Origin of the sequence: Pseudomonas sp. HD6515 (assembly GCF_024971855.1) — a bacterium.
Lineage (GTDB): Bacteria > Pseudomonadota > Gammaproteobacteria > Pseudomonadales > Pseudomonadaceae > Aquipseudomonas > Aquipseudomonas alloputida.
In genome coordinates this window covers 5,966,760-5,985,663 of record NZ_CP079827.1, presented here as the reverse complement: position 1 = coordinate 5,985,663, position 18,904 = coordinate 5,966,760, and the positions used below count along the sequence as shown (strand labels likewise).

Below are 18,904 nucleotides of genomic sequence, written 5' to 3'. Positions count from 1 at the left end.
TGCACAGGCGCTAAGTCGTGCGCGGTCCCTGGGGGAGCGGGTTCACCCGCGAAGCTTTTGGCTCAATGCCCGTGACTCCGCCCCACATGCGAATGTTCGGTATCCGGCACCGATACCGCCCCGTTTGTCTCCAGTTGCTGCAAGATCGCGCATTCACTCCCCTGCGTGTTGCAGCGCCGCCGCAGCTCCACCAGCTGCTCTTGCAATGCCACCAAGCCATCGATCCGCGCCTGAACATGCTCGATATGCTCGTCGATCAGCGCATTGACGCTGCCGCACGCGTCGTCGGGGCTGTCGCGCAGGCGTAGCAGGCTGCGAATTTCGTCCAGGGTCATGTCCAGCGTGCGGCAGTTGCGGATGAAGGTCAGCCGCTCCACATGGGCCTGGGTGTACAACCGGTAGTTGCCCTCGCTGCGCGCCGGCTCTGGCAGCAGGTTTTCACGCTCGTAGTAGCGGATGGTTTCCACCGCGCAGTCGGTGGCTTTGGCCAGTTCTCCGATCTTCATCACGAAATCTCCAGCAAGTGGCTTGACCCTATAGTGGCTACAGGGTGTTCACTTGGCAACAGGCTCAATTTAAGGATGACCCCATGAACCAGCCTGTCAGCCACGAACACAAGCATCCGCACGATCACGCTCATGGTGATGACGACCATGGCCATGCTGCCCACGGCCACAGCTGCTGCGGCGCCAAAGCCGCGCCGCCGCTGGTGCAACTGAGCGAAACGGCCAGTGCCCAGGCACAACTCAGTCGTTTCCGCATCGATGCCATGGACTGCCCCACCGAGCAGACCCTGATTCAGGACAAACTGAGCAAGCTGGCCGGTATCGAACAGCTGGAATTCAACCTGATCAACCGCGTGCTTGGCGTGCGCCATACCTTGGACGGCACCGCCGATATCGAGCGGGCTATCGACAGCCTGGGCATGAAGGCCGAGCCGATTGCCGCCCAGGACGACGGCAGCGCCAGCGTGCCACAACCGGCCAAGGCCCGCTGGTGGCCACTGGCATTGTCGGGCGTCGCCGCGATCGCCGCCGAAATCGTGCACTTTGCTGCACTGGCCCCTGAGTGGGTGGTAGCGGGACTGGCGCTTGCCGCGATCCTCGGTTGCGGCCTGGGTACCTACAAGAAGGGCTGGATTGCCCTGAAAAACCGTAACCTCAACATCAATGCGCTGATGAGTATCGCCGTGACGGGGGCCGTATTGATCGGCCAGTGGCCGGAAGCGGCTATGGTGATGGTGCTGTTCACCGTTGCCGAACTGATCGAAGCGCGCTCGCTGGACCGTGCGCGCAATGCCATCGGCGGGTTGATGCAGCTGACCCCGGACATGGCTACGGTGCAGCAGGCCGATGGCCAGTGGCGCGAGCTGGACGTGCGTGAGGTGGCCATCGGCGCACTGGTGCGGGTGCGCCCCGGTGAGCGCATCGGCCTGGACGGTGAAGTGACCAGCGGGCAATCCAGCGTCGATCAGGCGCCGATTACCGGCGAAAGCCTGCCTGTGGAGAAGGGGGTGGGCGACAAGCTGTTCGCTGGCACCATCAACCAGGCGGGGGCGCTGGAGTTTCGCGTCACCGCCGCTGCCGGGCAGTCGACCCTGGCGCGGATCATCAAGGCTGTGGAGGAAGCGCAGGGCGCGCGGGCGCCTACCCAACGCTTCGTCGACCGTTTCTCGCGTATCTACACCCCGGTGGTATTCGCCATTGCCCTGGCCGTGGCGCTGTTACCCCCGCTGTTCATGGCTGGCGCCTGGTTCGACTGGGTTTACCGCGCCTTGGTGCTGCTGGTGGTGGCCTGCCCCTGCGCGCTGGTGATCTCGACTCCGGTGACCATCGTCAGTGGCTTGGCCGCCGCTGCGCGCAAAGGCATCCTGATCAAGGGTGGCGTGTACCTGGAGGGTGGTCGCCACCTGGATTTCCTGGCCCTGGACAAGACCGGCACCATCACCCATGGCAAGCCGGTGCAGACCGACGCCAAGGTGCTGGCGCCGCTGTTCGAAGACCGTGCGCAAGCCTTGGCGGCCAGCCTGAGCGAGCGTTCGGACCACCCGGTGTCCCGCGCCATTGCCGAGTTCGGCAAGCAGCAAGGCCTGGCCTTGAGCGAGGTCAGTGACTTCGCCGCCCTGGCCGGGCGTGGCGTGCGTGGTGTCATCGCCGGTGAGGTCTACCATTTGGGCAACCATCGCCTGGTCGAGGAACTGGGGCTGTGTTCGCCAGCGCTGGAGGCCCAACTGGATGCGCTGGAGCGCCAGGGCAAGACCGTGGTCCTGCTGCTCGACCGATCAGGCCCTCTGGCACTGTTCGCCGTGGCCGACACGGTCAAGGACAGCAGCCGTCAGGCGATCGCCGAATTGCATCAACTGGGTATCAAGACTGTCATGCTGACCGGTGACAATCCGCATACTGCGCAGGCCATTGCCGCCGTGGTGGGGATCGACCGCGCCGAGGGCAACCTGTTGCCGGCCGACAAGCTGAAAACCATTGAGGCGTTGTACGCCCAAGGCCATCGGGTAGGCATGGTCGGTGACGGCATCAACGACGCCCCGGCGCTGGCCCGCGCCGAAATCGGTTTTGCCATGGCTGCTGCCGGCACCGACACCGCCATCGAGACGGCTGATGTGGCGCTGATGGACGATGACTTGCGCAAAATCCCGGCCTTCGTCAGGCTGTCGCGCCAAAGTGCGGCGATCCTCATGCAGAACATCGTTCTGGCGTTGGGCATCAAGGCGATATTTCTGGCGATCACCTTTGCCGGCATGGCCACGATGTGGATGGCGGTGTTCGCTGATATGGGCGTGAGCTTGCTGGTGGTGTTCAACGGCTTGCGCCTTTTGCGCAAATAGAGGACGTGCATGCTGAGTTCCGAGCTGAAGGCCTTCTACATGGTGGCCCGTCTGGGCAGCATTACCCAGGCGGCGAAGAAGCTAGGCCTCAGCCAGCCCACGGTGACCACGCAGATCCGCAGCCTGGAAGGCCAGTACGCCGTGGAGTTGTTCTACCGCGGCGGGCGGCGCCTGGTGTTGAGCGAGGAGGGCTTACGCCTGCTGCCGATGGTCAAGGCGCTGCTGCAGCAGGAAGCCGACATCGAGTTCGAGCTGCGCAACAGTGGTCAGGCCCAGGGCAGCCTGCGCATTGCGGCCACTGCGCCTTACTACATTCTCGACCTGGTCAAGATCTATCGCGAACGCTTGCCGCAGGTTGAAGTGGCGGTGGAGATCGGCAACTCGCAGCAGGTGCTGGAAATGCTCGAGGATTACCGGGTGGATATTGCCGCGTCGTCGCAATGGGTGGAGGACGCGCGGTTGGTGCGGCGGATACTGGGCACTGACCCCTTGGTGGTGGCGGTGCACCGCAACCACCCTCTGGCCCAACGCCAGACGGTGTCGATCGAGGTGGTGTCGGGGCATTGCCTGCTGATGCGCGAGAAGGGCTCGACCACACGCAAGCTGACCGAGCAGATGATGCAGGAGGCCGGGGTCAAGGCCGGCGCCCTGATGGAGATCGGCAGTCGCGAGTCGATCCGCGAAGCGGTGCTGCGCAATATCGGCATCAGCGTGATTGCCCGTCATGAGGTGCCGCACAACCCCGAACTCCGGGTGCTGGCGCTGGAGAATGCGCCGGTGATGCACGAGTACCTGTATTGCCTGAAGGAGCGGCGCCAGGCCCGGTTGCCGGCGGCATTCCTGGGGGTGGCGCAGGAAGTGGCCGGTTCGCAGTTCTAGATTTTTGCTGGCTTCTTCGCGGGTAAACCCGCTCCTACATTTCAGCGTACCCGCGTGCCTGCATTTTCCGCGAACATGCATGCCGTTGTAGGAGCGGGTTTACCCGCGAAGAGGCCGGCACAGGCCACTACTAAATCTGCCTATACCACTATCACCGGCTTTTGCCTTAAAGCCACAGAACCTTCGCACAGCCTGCCTAGCATGGCCCCATCTCTTCGATGAGGCCATGCCATGAACCACACCACCCCCGGCGCACAGATAAAAGTGTGCAACATCCACAAGCGCTTCGGTGCCTTTACGGCGCTCAACGATGTCTCGCTGGACATCGCCGCGGGCGAACTGGTGTGCCTGCTCGGCCCGTCCGGTTGTGGCAAGACCACGCTGCTGCGCTGCATTGCCGGCCTGGAGCGCCAGGACCGCGGTACGCTGTACATCGGCGAACGCGATATCTCCAAGCTGTCACCCCAGGCGCGGGACTACGGCATCCTGTTCCAGTCCTATGCGCTGTTTCCCAACCTTACCGTCGAAGCCAATATCGCCTATGGCCTGACGGGCAGTGGTCGCGAGCAGGCCCGTCAGCGGGTGGCCGAAATGCTCGAACTGGTTGGCCTGTCTGGCAGCGAGAAGAAGTACCCAGGCCAGCTCTCCGGTGGCCAGCAGCAACGTGTGGCCCTGGCCCGCGCGCTGGCACCGTCGCCATCGCTGCTGCTGCTCGATGAGCCGATGTCGGCGCTGGACGCCCGGGTGCGCGAGCACTTGTGCACCGAACTGCGTCAGCTGCAGCGCCAACTGGGCATCACCACGTTGATGGTTACCCACAACCAGGACGAGGCGATGTTGATGGCCGACCGCATTGCGGTGATGAACAACGGTCAGGTCGAGCAGTACGCCACCCCGCAGGAAATCTACGACCACCCGGCCACGCCGTTCGTGGCCGAGTTCGTTGGCCAGGGCAACTGGCTGCCGTTCCAGCGCCGCAGCGACAGCCATGCCCTGGTCGGCGACATGAACATGCGCCTGGCGCCGGGTTCAGCCCAGGCCAGCAGTGGCCGGCTGTTCTGCCGCCCGGAGGCGATCACGGTCAACCCGGTGGTGCACGAAGAAAACCTGTTCCCGGCCATGGTCCGCGAAATCACCTTCCTCGGTAACCGCTGCCGCATGAGCTTTGAACTCAAGGCCCTGCCAGGCCATGCCCTGCTGGCCGAACTGGCACCCGAGGCCATGCCGCGCCTGGGTTCGCAGGACATCTGGGTGGCATTGCCGCCGCAGAGCCTGCAGGTGTTTGCCTGAGATGGCCGCGCCAATGCCCCTGCCGTTGAGCCAGGCCAACGTCGCGCCGCGTGCTGGCATCGCCCTGGGTGACCGGCTGTTCGTCATCGGCGGCAAGAGCCTGCTGCTGATTCTGTTGGTGCTGGCCGTGCTGATGCCGTTGCTGGCGATCTTCTGGCGTGGTTTCAGCGGTGAAGCGGGCCAGGGCGGTGGCTTGCTGGCGGCCCGTGAATTGTTCACCAGCGCCAGCTTCCATTGGTTGCTTGGCAACAGCCTGTCGGTGGCCTTCACTGTCGCGGCCATTGTGGTACCGCTGGCCTATTTGTTCGCCTTTGCCCTGCAACGCACGTTGATCCCGGCCAAGGGCCTGTGGCGGGGGATTTCGCTGCTGCCATTGCTGGCACCGTCGATGCTGCCGGCGATCGCCCTGGTCTACCTGTTTGGCAATCAGGGCCTGCTGCGTGGGTTGCTCAGCGACAATATCTACGGCTTCTGGGGCATCGTGCTGGGCGAGGCCATCTACACCTTCCCGCATGCGCTGATGATTCTGCTGTCGGCACTGTCACTGGCCGATGCTCGCCTGTTCGATGCGGCCTCCAGCATGGGGGCAGGCTCGTGGCGGGCGTTCACCAGCATCACCTGGCCAGCCTCGCGCCAGGCAGTATTCGCGGCGTTCTGCCTGGTATTCACGCTGACTATCACAGACTTCGGTGTACCGGTCGTGGTGGGGGGCGATTATCAAGTGCTGGCGCTGGAAGCTTACAAGGCGGTGGTGGGCCAGCAACAGTTCGGCCGTGGTGCGCTGATCGGCATGGTGCTGCTGTTGCCGGCCCTGTTCAGCTTTACCGTCGACGCCTGGCTGCGTAGACGCCAGGGCGAGGCCATGGGTGGCCGTGCGCAGGTGTTCGAACCCAAGCCATCACGCGGTCGTGATGCCTGCTTCCTGACCATTGTGCTGCTGGTGTGCGCGGCGTTGCTGGTGGTGATCGGTATGGCGGTGTACTCCTCGCTGGTCACTTTCTGGCCCTACAACCTGTCGTTGTCGCTGCGCCACTACCTGTTCGAAGACACTGCCGGTGGCGGCTGGCTGGCCTACCGCAATAGCGTGACCATGGCCATTGGCACCGCACTGATCGGCAGCATCGTGATCTTCACCGGTGCCTACCTGATGGAGAAGACCCAGGGCCAACGCCTGCTCAACCATGCGCTGCGCCTGCTCAGCTTCATCCCCATGGCCGTGCCGGGCCTGGTGCTGGGCCTGGGCTACGTATTCTTCTTCAACCTGAACGGTAACCCGCTGCATGTGCTGTACGGCGGCATGGGGTTGCTGGTGGTGTGCACCATTGCCCATTACCTGACCACCGCGCAGATGACCGCGACCACCGCCCTGCGCCAGCTCGACGGCGAGTTCGAGGCTGCCGCGATGTCGCTGAAAGCGCCGCTGTACAGGCACTTCCTGCGCGTGACCGTGCCGATCTGCCTGCCGGCACTGCTGGATATCATCCGCTACCTGTTCGTATCGGCAATGACCACCGTGTCGGCAGCGATCTTTCTGTACAGCCCCGACACCCTCCTGGCTGCCGTTGCCGTGCTGAACATGGACGACGCCGGCAACGTTGGCGGTGCTGCCGCCATGTCCACCTTGATTCTGCTGACCAGTGCCGGCGCTTCACTGTTGCTGGCTGCAGCCTCGCGCGGCCTGCTGCGCCGCTCCCAAGCCTGGCGCCAACGCGCCGCGACCGTCTGACCTGAAAGGAACCTACCCATGCACAAGCTCCTTGCCCTTGCCGCTGCCGTTTCCGCCGTGTTCAGCCTGCAGGCTTCGGCCGCTGCTACCCAGCTGACGGTCTACACCGCTCTGGAAGCCGAGCAGCTGAAAACCTACAAACAGGCCTTCGAGAAAGCCAACCCGGATATCGAGATCAAGTGGGTGCGTGATTCCACCGGCATCATCACTGCCAAGCTGCTGGCGGAGAAAGAGCGCCCGCAAGCCGACGCTGTGTGGGGGCTGGCGGCATCGAGCCTGGCCATCCTCGATCAGAACGGCATGCTCGAAGCTTATGCGCCCAAGGACCTGGGCAAGATTTCCGGCAATTATCGTGACGCCGCCAACCCGCCAGCCTGGGTCGGCATGGACGTGTGGGCCGCCACCATTTGCTTCAACACCATCGAGGCCGAGAAACAGGGCCTGAGCAAACCGGTGAGCTGGCAGGACCTGACCAAGCCTGAGTACAAAGGCAAGATTGTCATGCCCAACCCGGCCTCGTCCGGCACCGGCTTCCTGGATGTCAGTGCCTGGTTGCAAACCTTTGGCGAGCCGCAGGGCTGGGCCTACATGGATGCGCTGCACCAGAACATCGGCCAGTACGTCCATTCCGGCTCCAAACCGTGCAAGTTGGCGGCGGCGGGCGAGTTCCCGATTGGTATTTCGTTCGAATACCCGGCCGTTCAGCTCAAGCGCCAAGGCGCGCCGTTGGACATCGTGTTGCCAAAGGAGGGTTTGGGCTGGGAGATCGAGGCAACCGCAGTGATCAAAGGCTCGCCCAAGGCCGATGCGGCCAAGCGCCTGGCCGATTTCTCGGCCAGCCCGGCGGCCATGGAACTGTACAAGGAAAACTTCGCCGTACTGGCCGCGCCGGGCATCGCCAAGCCGCAGACCGAGCTGCCGGCGGATTATGAGCAGCGGTTGATCAAGAACGACTTTGTCTGGGCTTCGAAAAACCGTGACCAAATTCTGGCCGAATGGCGCGAGCGCTATGACGGCAAGTCGGAGAAGGTGGCCCAGCAGTAACGCTTCACTATTGCAGGGCCGGCCTCTTCGCGGGTAAACCCGCTCCTACACAGATTGGTGGTGGGCACACATCGGGGGTTGGACACAGGCCGCCGTGTAGGAGCGGGTTCACCCGCGAAGAGGCCGGCCCTGCTGGCCAATCTCCACCCGCCGTTCACCGTTGCCGCCGCCACCGTATTCGCGGGTTAACCCGCTCCTACGCAGATTGGGGGTGGGCACACTACACAGGCCGCCCGTAGGAGCGGGTTTACCCGCGAAAGGGCCGACCCTGCTGGCTCAAATCTGTGAAACCAGCGCCTCCAGCTGTTCCTGCCGCTCAGCCTGATTCAGCTTCGCCCCGGGATTCAGGGTGGACCATTGCGGGTGCGCCCGCGCCTTGACCAGCGCCTCCGGCAACTTGCCCTCACGCCAGGCCTTTTCATCCAGCTCACCCAGCCTGATGCTGTCCTGCGCCGCATGCCCGCGGTTATCCAGCGCCACCATCAACTGCTGCTGACGCAAGGCCAGCAAACGCAATACAGTGTCGTCCACGGTCAGCTCGCGCTTGCCCTTGAGCTTGCCCATCAACCGTGCCCCATAGTTGCGCGCCGTCTGCAGCGCGCCACCGGCAATCGCCCCGGCCAGCGCCGCCGCGCCGAGGGTAAGGCCACCAACCAGCAAATCGACCCCGGCCCCCGCTGCCGCCCCCGCCGCCACGCCGCTGCCCAGGCGCACGCCCAGCAGTTTCAACGTCTCCGGATTGAACAAGTCATCGCCCCAGCGGCCGTCCAGCAACGGCAGGTCGCTGGCATGGGCGTCCTCGCGGCGGAAGGCATACAGCTTGAGCAAGGCTTCGACGCAGCGTTGTTCTCGTTGGCGTATGTCCTGGCGCAGCGCTTCGATGGCCCGAGCTTCTGCCGCTGGTTCGGCCTCGACACTGCGCCGGCATGCAGCGCAATCGAGCAGCAGTTCGGCGATCAGGCGCTTGCCGCTGTGCCGGCGTGCCAAGCGCTGCGCCTGCTGGTCGTCGATCAGCCGTTGCAGCGCCGGGCGGGCGTTTTCCAGCAGCAGCGCCAGGCTTTCATACAAACGGCGCTCGCCATCCTCTGGCGGGGCCACGCTGTCGAACCGGACCAATGCGTGAAGCCCAAGCCGGGCAAGGGCTTCACGCCATTCCGGCTCGCGGTGCTGGCTGCTGGCGACGAAGTTGAGCACCGGCAGCAACGGCTTGCCGCAGTTGGCCAGTACTTCCAGTTCGTCGCGGTACTTGGCCAGCACCGGCTCGCGCGCATCAATCACATACAGCCCGGCATTACTGGCCAGCAATTGGCGCAATACCTTGGCCTCCTGCTCGAAACGTTGGCGCGCTTCGCTGCCCTGCAGAAAACGCTCCAGCCGGGCCGGGCCGTCCAGGCGCTCGCCCGGGCGTTCCAGACGTTCAAGGTAGTCGAGCAGGGCGATGGCATCTTCCAGGCCCGGCGTGTCGTACAGCTCCAGCAAGGGTTCACCGTCCACAGACAGCCGCGCACCTTCCACATGGCGGGTAGTGCTGGGGCGGTGGGACACTTCGCCAAAACCGACGTCGCGGGTCAGGGTGCGCAGTAGCGAGGTTTTGCCAACATTGGTATGGCCGACCACGGCCAGTTTCAGTGGCTCAGTCATGGCCATGCTCCAGCCAGGTCAGCGGTGAGGTGTCGGCATGTTGCAGGCCAAGGCGGTCAAGGGCTTCGTGCCAATCGCCCAGGCGCTCGGCATCGAGGGGCTGGCCTGGTGCAGCCTGCAGCAGCCAGATACGGGTTGCGCCGGCATTGCGCGCCAGTTCGGCGAGCAGCGCCAAACTGCCGCGGTCCGGCGAGCGACGTGGGTCGCAGGCGATGGCCAGGCGTGCCGGTGGGAAGCGGCTGAGCTGTTCCAACAGCCGGTTGCGTGATTCGCGGCTGTCGAGCACGCCGGCATCGGTCACGCTTTTCGGCAGGGCGGGTGGCCAGGGGCGCTGGTCGTCCAGCTCCAGGCCCACCAGCAGGGCACCGCTGCTGCCGCTTTCCAGCTGCCCGGCGGCAAACTGCGGCAAGGCTTGCGGGGCAGCATCCTGCACGCCCATGCGTTCGCTGCGCGGCATCAGTGCCTCGCGCAGTTGCGCGTAGCCGGGCAACCCCAGGTCCAGCGTCAGGCGTTCACGGCCCTGGCGCCAGCGCCACAGGCATAACCCGGCCAGCAGCAGGCGGGGCAGCAGGCCGTATACCAGCACCACGCCGAGCAGCCAGCTGGCCCAGGCCTGGCGGGCCACGTCCAGGGCTGGCAGGCTGTCGCCGCTGGCGCGGATCATGGCTTCGTCGGGCACGGCGAAGCCCAGCAACGAGGGGAGGGCGCCCAGCGCTTGGGTCAGGTGAATGAATGGGTCGGCGGCGAGCAAGGTGGTTTCCCAGACAAAGCCATAGCGCCGGGTCGCCAGCAAGACCAGCAGCATGCCCAGCGCGGTGAGCATCGCCAGCAGCCACAGGCCGTGTACCAACAGGCCGAGCAGCCACCGGTTGAGGCGTTGACGTTGCAGCAGCACCAGCAGCGCTGGCGCCAGGTGCGCGGCCTTGGCATCGCGGGCGAAGCGTTCGCTTAGCCACAGCCACAAGCGGCCCAGCCCTGCGCCATGCTCGCCGCTCAGGGCAAAACCCATGCCCCAGCCAAGTAGCATCAGCAGGTTCAGCCCGAGCAGGCTGCCCAGCGCCCAGAACACATTCACCGGGCGCTGCCCGTCACCGAGGGCGGCCAGCCCCAGGCCCGCGCCGCTGAGCACGGCCATCAGCAACAAGGCCAGCAGCGCCAGGCGCGCGCCCTGCTTCCAATGGCGCAGGGCGCCGGTCATGTCATCGCGCTCGGCCAGGAACAGCGCACGTGTTTCGATGCGCGTGGCCAGGTCGCCACCTAGCTGGCGGGCGTAGCGGTTGGCTTCCTGGTCTTCCAGCGGGCCGGCATGTTCTTCGCGCAGGCGTACCGCTTCGGTGAGCCAGCGCTTGTCCAGTGGCGTGGGTGCAGTCACAAGGTCTTCCATTGCACAGGTCAAGGCAGAAGCATAACCCACACGCCCGGTGCTATCCTCGCTGGCATGAATACATCACTCCCCCTCAGCCTGATCGCGGCTTATGCCGAGAACCGCGTGATCGGCATCGACAACTCCATGCCCTGGCATTTGCCGGGGGACTTCAAGTACTTCAAGGCCACCACCCTGGGCAAGCCGATCATCATGGGGCGCAAGACCTGGGACTCGCTGGGGCGGCCGCTGCCTGGGCGGCTGAACATCGTGGTCAGCCGCCAGCCGGGGCTTGAGCTTGCAGGTGCCGAAGTGTTCGCCTCGCTTGAAGAGGCGTTGGTGCGGGCCGAGCAGTGGGCGCGCGAGCAGGGCGTCGGTGAGCTGATGCTGATTGGCGGGGCGCAGCTGTATGGGCAGGCGCTGGAGAAGGGGCTGGTCAGCCGCATGTACCTGACGCGGGTTGAGTTGGCGCCAGAGGGGGATGCGTGGTTCCCGGCGTTTGATGAAGGGCAGTGGAGGCTGACTTCTAGCGAGGCACAGGCTGAGGAAGGTAAGCCGGTGTATCACTTCGAGGTTTGGGATAAGGGGTGAGATTGTTGGGGGCTGCTCTGCAGCCCTTCGCGGGTGAACCCGCTCCTACAGCGGCCTGTGTCCGACCCCGATGTGTATCCACCACCCTGTAGGAGCGGGTTTACCCGCGAATACGATCGCGGCGGCAACGGTGAACGGCGGGTGAAAATTGGCCAGCAGGCCTGGCCCTTTCGCGGGTGAACCCGCTCCTACAGCGGCCTGTGTCCGACCCCCGATGTGTATCCACCACCCTGTAGGAGCGGGTTTACCCGCGAATACGGTAGCGGCGGCAACGGTGGACGGCGAGTGAAATTGGTCAGCAGGCCTGGCCCTTTCGCGGGTAAACCCGCTCCTACGGGGGACCGCAGGGTGTTCAGATTTTGAGCAAGATACAAGCGGCCTTGTTGCGAAAGGGGCGCAACGCGCCCCCGGCAATCTATCAGGTGTGGCTCAGCTCGGCATGTTCATCACCGGCCAGCACTTCCTTGTCAGTCTCTTTCAACAGCTGGCTGGTGACAACGCCCGCCGTCATCGAACCGTTCACGTTCAACGCCGTACGGCCCATGTCGATCAGCGGCTCCACCGAAATCAGTAGCGCCACCAACTCCACCGGCAAGCCCATGGCTGGCAGCACGATCAGCGCGGCAAAGGTGGCACCGCCGCCCACGCCGGCAACCCCTGCCGAACTCAGCGTGACGATGGCCACCAGGGTGGCGATCCACAGTGGGTCGAAGGTGTCGATGCCCACCGCTGGCGCGACCATCACCGCCAGCATGGCAGGATAGAGCCCGGCACAGCCGTTCTGGCCAATGGTGGTGCCGAACGATGCGCTGAAGCTGGCGATCGATTGCGGCACGCCCAGACGGCGGGTTTGTGCTTCGATGTTCAGCGGAATGCTGGCGGCGCTGGAGCGGCTGGTGAAGGCGAAGGTCAGCACCGGCCACACCTTGCGGAAGAAGCGCAGCGGGCTCACGCCGGTGGCGGCGAGGATGATGCCGTGCACCACGAACATCAACCCCAGGCCCAGGTACGACACCACCACGAAGCTGCCCAGCTTGAGGATGTCCTCCGTGTTGGAACTGGCCACTACTTTGGTCATCAACGCCAGCACGCCATAGGGGGTCAGCTTCATCACGACCCGCACCAGGCGCATTACCCAGGCCTGCAGGGTGTCGATGGCCGACAGGGCGCGCTCGCCCTTCTCGGCGTCGTCCTTGATCAACTGGAGCGCGGCCAGGCCGAGGAACACGGCAAAGATCACCACGCTGATGATCGAGGTCGGCTTGGCCCGCGCCAGGTCGCCTACCGGGTTGCTGGGGATGAACGACAGCAGCAGTTGCGGGATGTTGAGGTCGGCAACCTTGCCCGCGTAGTCACTGTGGATAACCTGCATGCGTGCGCTTTCCTGGGCACCGGCCACCAGGCCCTCGGCGCTGAGGCCGAACAGGTTGGTCAACACAATGCCGATCAGGGCGGCAATGGCCGTGGTCAGCAGCAGGGTGCCGATGCTCAGCACGCTGATGCGGCCCAGCGAAGAGGCAGTGTGCAAACGTGCCACGGCACTGAGGATCGAGGCGAAGATCAGCGGCATGACGATCATCTGCAGCAGGCCGACATAGCCGTTGCCGACCAGATCGAGCCAGGCGATGGTTGCCTTGAGCACGGGGTGGCCAGCGCCATAGATCGTGTGCAGCACAAGGCCGAAGACCACGCCCAGCACCAGGCCAAGCAGTACCTTCTTGGCCAGGCTCCAGTCGGTGCGGCGGGTTTGTGCCAGGCCCAGCAACAGGGCCAGGAACGCCAGCAGGTTGAGTGACAGCGGCAGGTTCATTGAAGCTCCAGCAGAAAAAAGCAGAAGTGGCATCGCCTCTGTGAGCGATTGCGAACGGAAATGCTAACAGCCTGAAAACAAACGAATTTATACCCAAATGGAATTTGCATAGTCGTTTATGGAATAACGGGATGTCGCAGATTGCAATGAACAAGGCGTTTGCGGCTGCCTGGAGGTCGTTATCGGGGGCTTGCAGTGGGGATTGTTGCACTAGCGTTTCTGGGTCATTTCAGGAGATTCGTACATGAAAGTCGCTGTGAAAGCCGCCGCCATTGGCCTGTCCCTGCTGTTCAGTATCGAAACCTTCGCCACGGAGCTCAAACACTGGCCTGCTGACGCGGCCAAACAGCTCGACAGCATGATCGCCGCCAATGCCAACAAGGGTAACTACGCGGTATTCGACATGGACAACACCAGTTACCGCTATGACCTGGAAGAAGCCTTGCTTCCGTTCATGGAAAACAAGGGCCTGCTAAGCCGCGACAAGCTCGACCCTTCGTTGAAGCTGATGCCGTTCAAGGACACTGCCGAGCACAAGGAAAGCCTGTTCAGTTATTACTACCGGCTGTGTGAAATCGATGACATGGTTTGCTACCCGTGGGTAGCCCAGGTGTTCTCCGGCTTTACCTTGCAGGAGCTGAAGGTGCAGGTGGATGAGCTGATGGCTTCGACCAAGCCGATCCCCAGCACCTATTACGAAGGCGACCAGGTCAAGGCCATCGAGGTTCAGCCGCCCAAGGTCTTCAAGGGCCAGGCCGAGCTGTACAACAAGCTGATGGAGAACGGCATCGAGGTCTATGTGATTTCGGCGGCCTCCGAGGAGCTGGTGCGCATGGTCGCCTCGGACCCCAAGTATGGTTACAACGTGAAGCCCCAGAACGTGATTGGCGTGAGCCTGCTGCTCAAGGACCGCGCCAGCGGACAGCTGACCACTGCGCGCAAGCAGATCAGCGCCGGGCACTACGATGCCAAGGCTAACGAGGGCCTGGAGCTGACCCCTTACCTGTGGACCCCGGCCACCTGGATGGCGGGCAAGCAGGCGGCGATCCTTACCTACATCGATGAGTGGAAGAAACCGGTGCTGGTGGGCGGCGACACGCCGACCAGCGATGGCTACATGCAGTTCCACGGGGTGGATGTAGGCAAAGGTGGTATCCACCTGTGGATAAACCGCAAGGCCAAGTACATGGACCAGCTCAACGGGATGATTGCCAAAAATGCAGCGGCGCAGGCCAAGGAAGGGTTGCCGGTGACGGCAGACAAGAACTGGGTGATTGTCACGCCGGAGCAGATCCAGTAAATCTTGCCCTACCTGTGCGGCCCCTGTGGGAGCGGGCGTGCCCGCGAAGGGGCCGGTGCAGGCATAAAAAAACCGGCGCCCAGGGCGCCGGTTCTTATTTCACGCCAAAAGCACCTCAGAGGCCTTCCAGCATCGCCTTGTTACGCACTGCGCCTTTGTCGGCACTGGTGGCCAGCAGGGCATAGGCCTTGAGCGCGGTGGTCACCTTGCGTGGACGGACCTCGGCTGGCTTCCAGCCCTTCTTGTCCTGTTCGACACGGCGTTCCGCCAGCTCTTCATCGCTGACCAGCAGGTTGATCGAACGGTTAGGGATGTCGATCAGTACCTTGTCGCCGTCGCGCACCAGGCCGATGGCGCCGCCCGCCGCGGCCTCTGGCGAGGCGTGGCCGATCGACAGGCCCGAGGTACCGCCCGAGAAGCGACCGTCGGTGAGCAGGGCGCAGGCCTTGCCCAGGCCTTTGGACTTGAGGTACGAGGTCGGGTAGAGCATTTCTTGCATGCCCGGGCCGCCTTTCGGGCCTTCGTAGCGGATGATGACGATGTCGCCGGCTTTCACCTCGTCGGCGAGGATGCCGCGCACGGCGCTGTCCTGGCTTTCGAAGATCTTCGCGGTGCCCTCGAACACGTGGATCGATTCGTCCACACCGGCCGTTTTGACCACGCAGCCATCCAGTGCGATGTTGCCGTACAGCACGGCCAGGCCGCCCTCTTGCGAGTAGGCGTGTTCGAAGCTGCGGATGCAGCCGTTTTCACGGTCGTCGTCGAGGGTTTCCCAACGGGTCGACTGGCTGAATGCGGTCTGGGTCGGGATACCGGCCGGGCCGGCCTTGAAGAAGGTGTGCACCGCTTCGTCATCGGTCTGGGTGATGTCCCATTTGGCGATGGCTTCTTCCATGCTGCGGCTGTGCACGGTCGGCAGGTCGGTGTGCAGCAGGCCACCACGGGCCAGCGAACCGAGGATGCTGAAGATGCCGCCGGCGCGGTGGACGTCTTCCATGTGGTACTTCTGGATGTTTGGCGCCACTTTGCACAGCTGCGGCACTTTGCGTGACAGGCGGTCGATGTCGCGCAGGTCGAACGCCACTTCACCTTCCTGTGCTGCGGCCAGCAGGTGCAGGATGGTGTTGGTCGAGCCGCCCATGGCGATGTCCAGCATCATGGCGTTTTCGAACGCTTTGAAGTTGGCGATGCTGCGTGGCAGGACCGACTCGTCATTCTCGCCGTAGTAGCGCTTGCACAGCTCGACGATGGTGCGGCCGGCCGTGAGGAACAGCTGCTCGCGGTCGGAGTGGGTGGCCAGGGTCGAACCGTTGCCCGGCAGGGCCAGGCCCAGGGCTTCGGTCAGGCAGTTCATCGAGTTGGCGGTGAACATGCCGGAGCACGAACCGCAGGTCGGGCAGGCGCTGCGCTCGTATTCGGCGACTTTTTCGTCGGAGGCCGTGGAGTCGGCCGCGATGACCATGGCATCGACCAGGTCCAGGCCGTGGCTGGCCAGCTTGGTCTTGCCGGCTTCCATCGGGCCGCCGGAAACGAAGATCACCGGGATGTTCAGGCGCAGGGCGGCCATCAGCATGCCGGGGGTGATCTTGTCGCAGTTGGAGATGCAGACGATGGCGTCAGCGCAGTGCGCATTGACCATGTACTCCACCGCGTCGGCAATGATTTCGCGGCTTGGCAGCGAGTACAGCATGCCGTCGTGGCCCATGGCGATGCCGTCATCGACCGCGATGGTGTTGAATTCCTTGGCCACGCCACCGGCGCGTTCGATTTCGCGAGCCACCAGCTGGCCCAGGTCCTTCAGGTGCACGTGGCCCGGAACGAACTGGGTGAACGAGTTGGCGATGGCGATGATCGGTTTCTTGAAGTCTTCGTCCTTCATCCCGGTGGCGCGCCAAAGGGCACGGGCGCCGGCCATGTTGCGGCCTTGGGTGGAAGTCTTGGAACGATAATCAGGCATGAAACACTCCTGGCGGCTTAATCAGGTCACAAATAGGGGAGTGAGCTTCTCTTGTCCTTTGCGCCGCAGGCCGGTTGCCACTGGCACGGATGGGGCCAAGACCGCGCGGGATCGCCGCGTGCTTGACCAGAGCTCATAAACCCGCCGGGGATGACTGGCGATGAATAGGCCGATTCTACACCGCTGGCGCGGTGAGGGAATGCAGATGTGGATGGTTGGCGGGGGGATTGCGGCAGGAAAGGGCCGCTGGGCGGCCCTTTTTGGCAGATATCAGCTGTTTGGCAGTAACCGGCAGGTGATGCTTTTGATGTAGCGGGTTTCGGCGATGGCCGGGTGTACCGGGTGATCCGGGCCCTGACCGCCTCGCTCGAGCAGCTGCATGTTGCGGTCCAGGTGGCGGGCGCTGGTCAGCAGGATGTTGTTCAGGTCGTCCTCGGGCAGGTGCATCGAGCACGAGGCGCTGACGAGGATGCCGTCTTTGTTCAACATGCGCATGGCCTGTTCGTTCAGGCGGCGGTAGGCCGCTTCGCCGTTTTTCAGGTCTTTTTTGCGCTTGATGAAGGCAGGTGGGTCGGCAATGATCACGTCGAAGCGTTCTTCGGCCGCCTTGAGCTCGCGCAGGGCTTCAAACACGTCGCCTTCGATGCAGGTCAGCTTCTCGCTGATGCCGTTCAGTGCAGCGTTACGCTCCACGCCGTCCAGGGCAAAGCCCGAGGCATCGACACAGAACACTTCGCTGGCGCCGAAGGCACCGGCCTGTACGCCCCAGCCACCGATATAGCTGAACAGGTCGAGTACACGCTTGCCCTTCACGTACGGTGCCAGGCGGGCGCGGTTCATGCGGTGGTCGTAGAACCAGCCCGTCTTCTGGCCTTCGCGCACCGGGGCTTCGAACTTGACGCCGTTCTCTTCCAGCGGCACCCAGTCCGGTACTTCGCCGTAGACGGTCTCGACATAGCGCTGCAGGCCTTCGGCGTCGCGCGCGGCCGAATCGTTCTTGAACAGGATGCCGCTGGGCTTGAGCACCTGCACCAGTGCGGCGATCACGTCATCCTTGTGCGCTTCCATGGTGGCCGAGGCCAACTGCACCACGAGGATATCGAAGAAACGGTCGACCACCAGGCCTGGGAGCAGGTCGGAGTCACCGTAGACCAGGCGGTAGCACGGCTGGTCGAACAGGCGCTCGCGCAGCGACAGGGCGACGTTCAGGCGGTGTACCAGCAGCGACTTGTCCAGCGGCAGCTTGATGTCGCGTGACAGCAGGCGGGCGCAGATCAGGTTGTTCGGGCTCAGTGCGACGATGCCCAGCGGCTTGCCGTTGGCTGCCTCGAGAATGGCCTGCTGACCCGCCTGGAAGCCTTGCAAAGGGGTCGCGCTGACATCGACTTCGTTGCTGTAGACCCACAGGTGGCCGGCGCGCAGGCGGCGGTCGGCATTGGCTTTGAGGCGAAGGCTGGGCAGGGACATGACGTCGCTCCGGGAAAAAGAGCGGGATTATAGCGTGTCTGCAGTGCTTTAGCTTTTACAGGTGTGGTGCCCGGGGGCGCTTAGAGGGTTAAAATCCCCCGTCCTAAACGAGTGTGTACGTATGTCCCAAGAACTCAGCGCCGAACAGATCCAGCAAGCCTTGCAAGGCATCACCATCCCGCCTCAACCGCAGATCATGGTCGATCTGCAGTTCGAGCAGTACATGCCTGACCCAGACCTGGAAACCATCGCCAAGCTGATTTCCCAGGACCCGGGCCTCTCTGGCGCCTTGCTCAAGCTGGTCAACTCTCCGCACTTCGGGTTGTCCAACAAGATCGGTTCGATCCAGCGTGCGGTAAACCTGCTGGGGAGCCGGTCGATCATCAACCTGATCAACGCCCAGTCGATCAAGGGCGAGATGAGTGACGAGACCATCGTTACCCTCAACCGCTTCTGGGATACCGCCCAGGACGTCGCGATGACCTGCCTGACGCTGGCCAAGCGTACCGGCATACAGGCGGCGGACGAAGCCTATACCCTTGGCCTCTTCCATGACTGTGGCGTGCCGTTGATGCTCAAGCGCTTCCCCAATTACATGGACGTGCTGGAAGAGGCATACGCCAAGGCCGACGAAGAAACACGCGTGGTCGATACCGAAAACCGCACGTTCAACACCAACCATTCAGTGGTCGGCTACTTCACAGCCAAATCCTGGCGCTTGCCCGAGCACCTCAGTGCGGCCATCGCCAACCACCACAATGCCTTGGCCGTGTTCCGCGACGATACCTCGCGCAATACCCAGAGCCAGCTGAAAAACCTGCTGGCGGTGCTGAAGATGGCCGAGCATATCTGCGCGTCCTACCGTGTGCTGGGCAACCAGGCGGTGGACCACGAATGGAATGTGGTCGGCCCTTTGGTGCTCGATTACATTGGTTTGTCGGAATACGATTTCGAAAACCTCAAGCAGAACATTCGCGAGTTGGGCGGACACTGA

The 18,904-nt window shown here is 63.5% G+C and carries 14 protein-coding genes; 8 read left to right on the top strand and 6 right to left on the bottom strand.

All coding sequences use genetic code 11. The features are described 5' to 3' along the window. Positions 1 to 62 precede the first annotated feature (62 nt). A complete protein-coding gene (gene cadR, locus KW568_RS27460) occupies positions 63 to 506 on the bottom strand; it encodes a cadmium resistance transcriptional regulator CadR (RefSeq protein ID WP_003249034.1) in 444 nt (147 codons plus the stop codon). Positions 507 to 589: 83 nt separating this feature from the next. On the opposite strand from cadR, the gene KW568_RS27455 reads away from it, so the two are divergent. From KW568_RS27455 to KW568_RS27435, 5 genes are all read left to right on the top strand, one after another. Further along, positions 590 to 2,842: a heavy metal translocating P-type ATPase gene (locus KW568_RS27455; RefSeq protein WP_004575856.1), complete on the top strand. Its 2,253-nt coding sequence runs from the start codon at positions 590 to 592 to the stop codon at positions 2,840 to 2,842. Positions 2,843 to 2,851: 9 nt separating this feature from the next. After that, positions 2,852 to 3,721: a LysR family transcriptional regulator gene (locus KW568_RS27450; RefSeq protein WP_003249038.1), complete on the top strand. Its 870-nt coding sequence runs from the start codon at positions 2,852 to 2,854 to the stop codon at positions 3,719 to 3,721. A 231-nt stretch (positions 3,722 to 3,952) separates the two neighbouring features. After that, on the top strand, positions 3,953 to 5,011 hold the full coding sequence (locus tag KW568_RS27445; RefSeq protein WP_003249040.1) for a putative 2-aminoethylphosphonate ABC transporter ATP-binding protein: 1,059 nt from the start codon (positions 3,953 to 3,955) through the stop codon (positions 5,009 to 5,011). Position 5,012: 1 nt separating this feature from the next. Beyond that, positions 5,013 to 6,737 (top strand): putative 2-aminoethylphosphonate ABC transporter permease subunit, encoded by a 1,725-nt coding sequence (locus KW568_RS27440; protein WP_004575857.1) that lies wholly within the window; start codon positions 5,013 to 5,015, stop codon positions 6,735 to 6,737. Positions 6,738 to 6,755: 18 nt separating this feature from the next. Further along, on the top strand, positions 6,756 to 7,781 hold the full coding sequence (locus KW568_RS27435; RefSeq protein WP_004575858.1) for a putative 2-aminoethylphosphonate ABC transporter substrate-binding protein: 1,026 nt from the start codon (positions 6,756 to 6,758) through the stop codon (positions 7,779 to 7,781). Positions 7,782 to 8,057: 276 nt separating this feature from the next. Here the strand turns inward: KW568_RS27435 and KW568_RS27430 are convergent, their stop codons facing one another. Then, positions 8,058 to 9,422 carry a GTPase/DUF3482 domain-containing protein gene (locus KW568_RS27430; RefSeq protein WP_004577212.1) on the bottom strand — a complete coding sequence of 455 codons (1,365 nt, stop codon included), beginning with the start codon at positions 9,420 to 9,422 and terminating at the stop codon, positions 8,058 to 8,060. Then, the gene (locus KW568_RS27425) at positions 9,415 to 10,806 is read right to left on the bottom strand and encodes a DUF2868 domain-containing protein (RefSeq protein WP_014861704.1); all 1,392 of its coding nucleotides are present in this window, start codon (positions 10,804 to 10,806) and stop codon (positions 9,415 to 9,417) included. The genes KW568_RS27430 and KW568_RS27425 overlap by 8 nt, the downstream gene beginning before the upstream one ends. 54 nt (positions 10,807 to 10,860) lie before the next feature. Here KW568_RS27425 and KW568_RS27420 point away from each other — a divergent pair, with 54 nt between their 5' ends. Continuing rightward, positions 10,861 to 11,376 carry a dihydrofolate reductase gene (locus tag KW568_RS27420; protein ID WP_003249048.1) on the top strand — a complete coding sequence of 172 codons (516 nt, stop codon included), beginning with the start codon at positions 10,861 to 10,863 and terminating at the stop codon, positions 11,374 to 11,376. 418 nt (positions 11,377 to 11,794) lie between these two features. Here KW568_RS27420 and KW568_RS27415 read toward each other — a convergent pair whose 3' ends face one another. Beyond that, the gene (locus tag KW568_RS27415) at positions 11,795 to 13,186 is read right to left on the bottom strand and encodes an L-cystine transporter (protein ID WP_003249050.1); all 1,392 of its coding nucleotides are present in this window, start codon (positions 13,184 to 13,186) and stop codon (positions 11,795 to 11,797) included. A gap of 244 nt (positions 13,187 to 13,430) precedes the next feature. Here KW568_RS27415 and KW568_RS27410 point away from each other — a divergent pair, with 244 nt between their 5' ends. Further along, positions 13,431 to 14,486 carry a phosphorylcholine phosphatase gene (locus tag KW568_RS27410; RefSeq protein WP_003249051.1) on the top strand — a complete coding sequence of 352 codons (1,056 nt, stop codon included), beginning with the start codon at positions 13,431 to 13,433 and terminating at the stop codon, positions 14,484 to 14,486. A 115-nt stretch (positions 14,487 to 14,601) separates the two neighbouring features. Here the strand turns inward: KW568_RS27410 and ilvD are convergent, their stop codons facing one another. Together ilvD and KW568_RS27400 are read right to left on the bottom strand one after the other, a co-directional pair. Continuing rightward, positions 14,602 to 16,443 (bottom strand): dihydroxy-acid dehydratase, encoded by a 1,842-nt coding sequence (ilvD, locus tag KW568_RS27405; protein WP_003249056.1) that lies wholly within the window; start codon positions 16,441 to 16,443, stop codon positions 14,602 to 14,604. Positions 16,444 to 16,713: 270 nt separating this feature from the next. Continuing rightward, positions 16,714 to 17,910 carry a class I SAM-dependent rRNA methyltransferase gene (locus tag KW568_RS27400; protein ID WP_004575470.1) on the bottom strand — a complete coding sequence of 399 codons (1,197 nt, stop codon included), beginning with the start codon at positions 17,908 to 17,910 and terminating at the stop codon, positions 16,714 to 16,716. A 175-nt stretch (positions 17,911 to 18,085) separates the two neighbouring features. Between KW568_RS27400 and KW568_RS27395 the strand changes: the two genes are divergently transcribed. Then, complete coding sequence (locus KW568_RS27395) at positions 18,086 to 18,904, top strand: HDOD domain-containing protein (RefSeq protein ID WP_173881454.1); 819 nt, start codon at positions 18,086 to 18,088, stop codon at positions 18,902 to 18,904.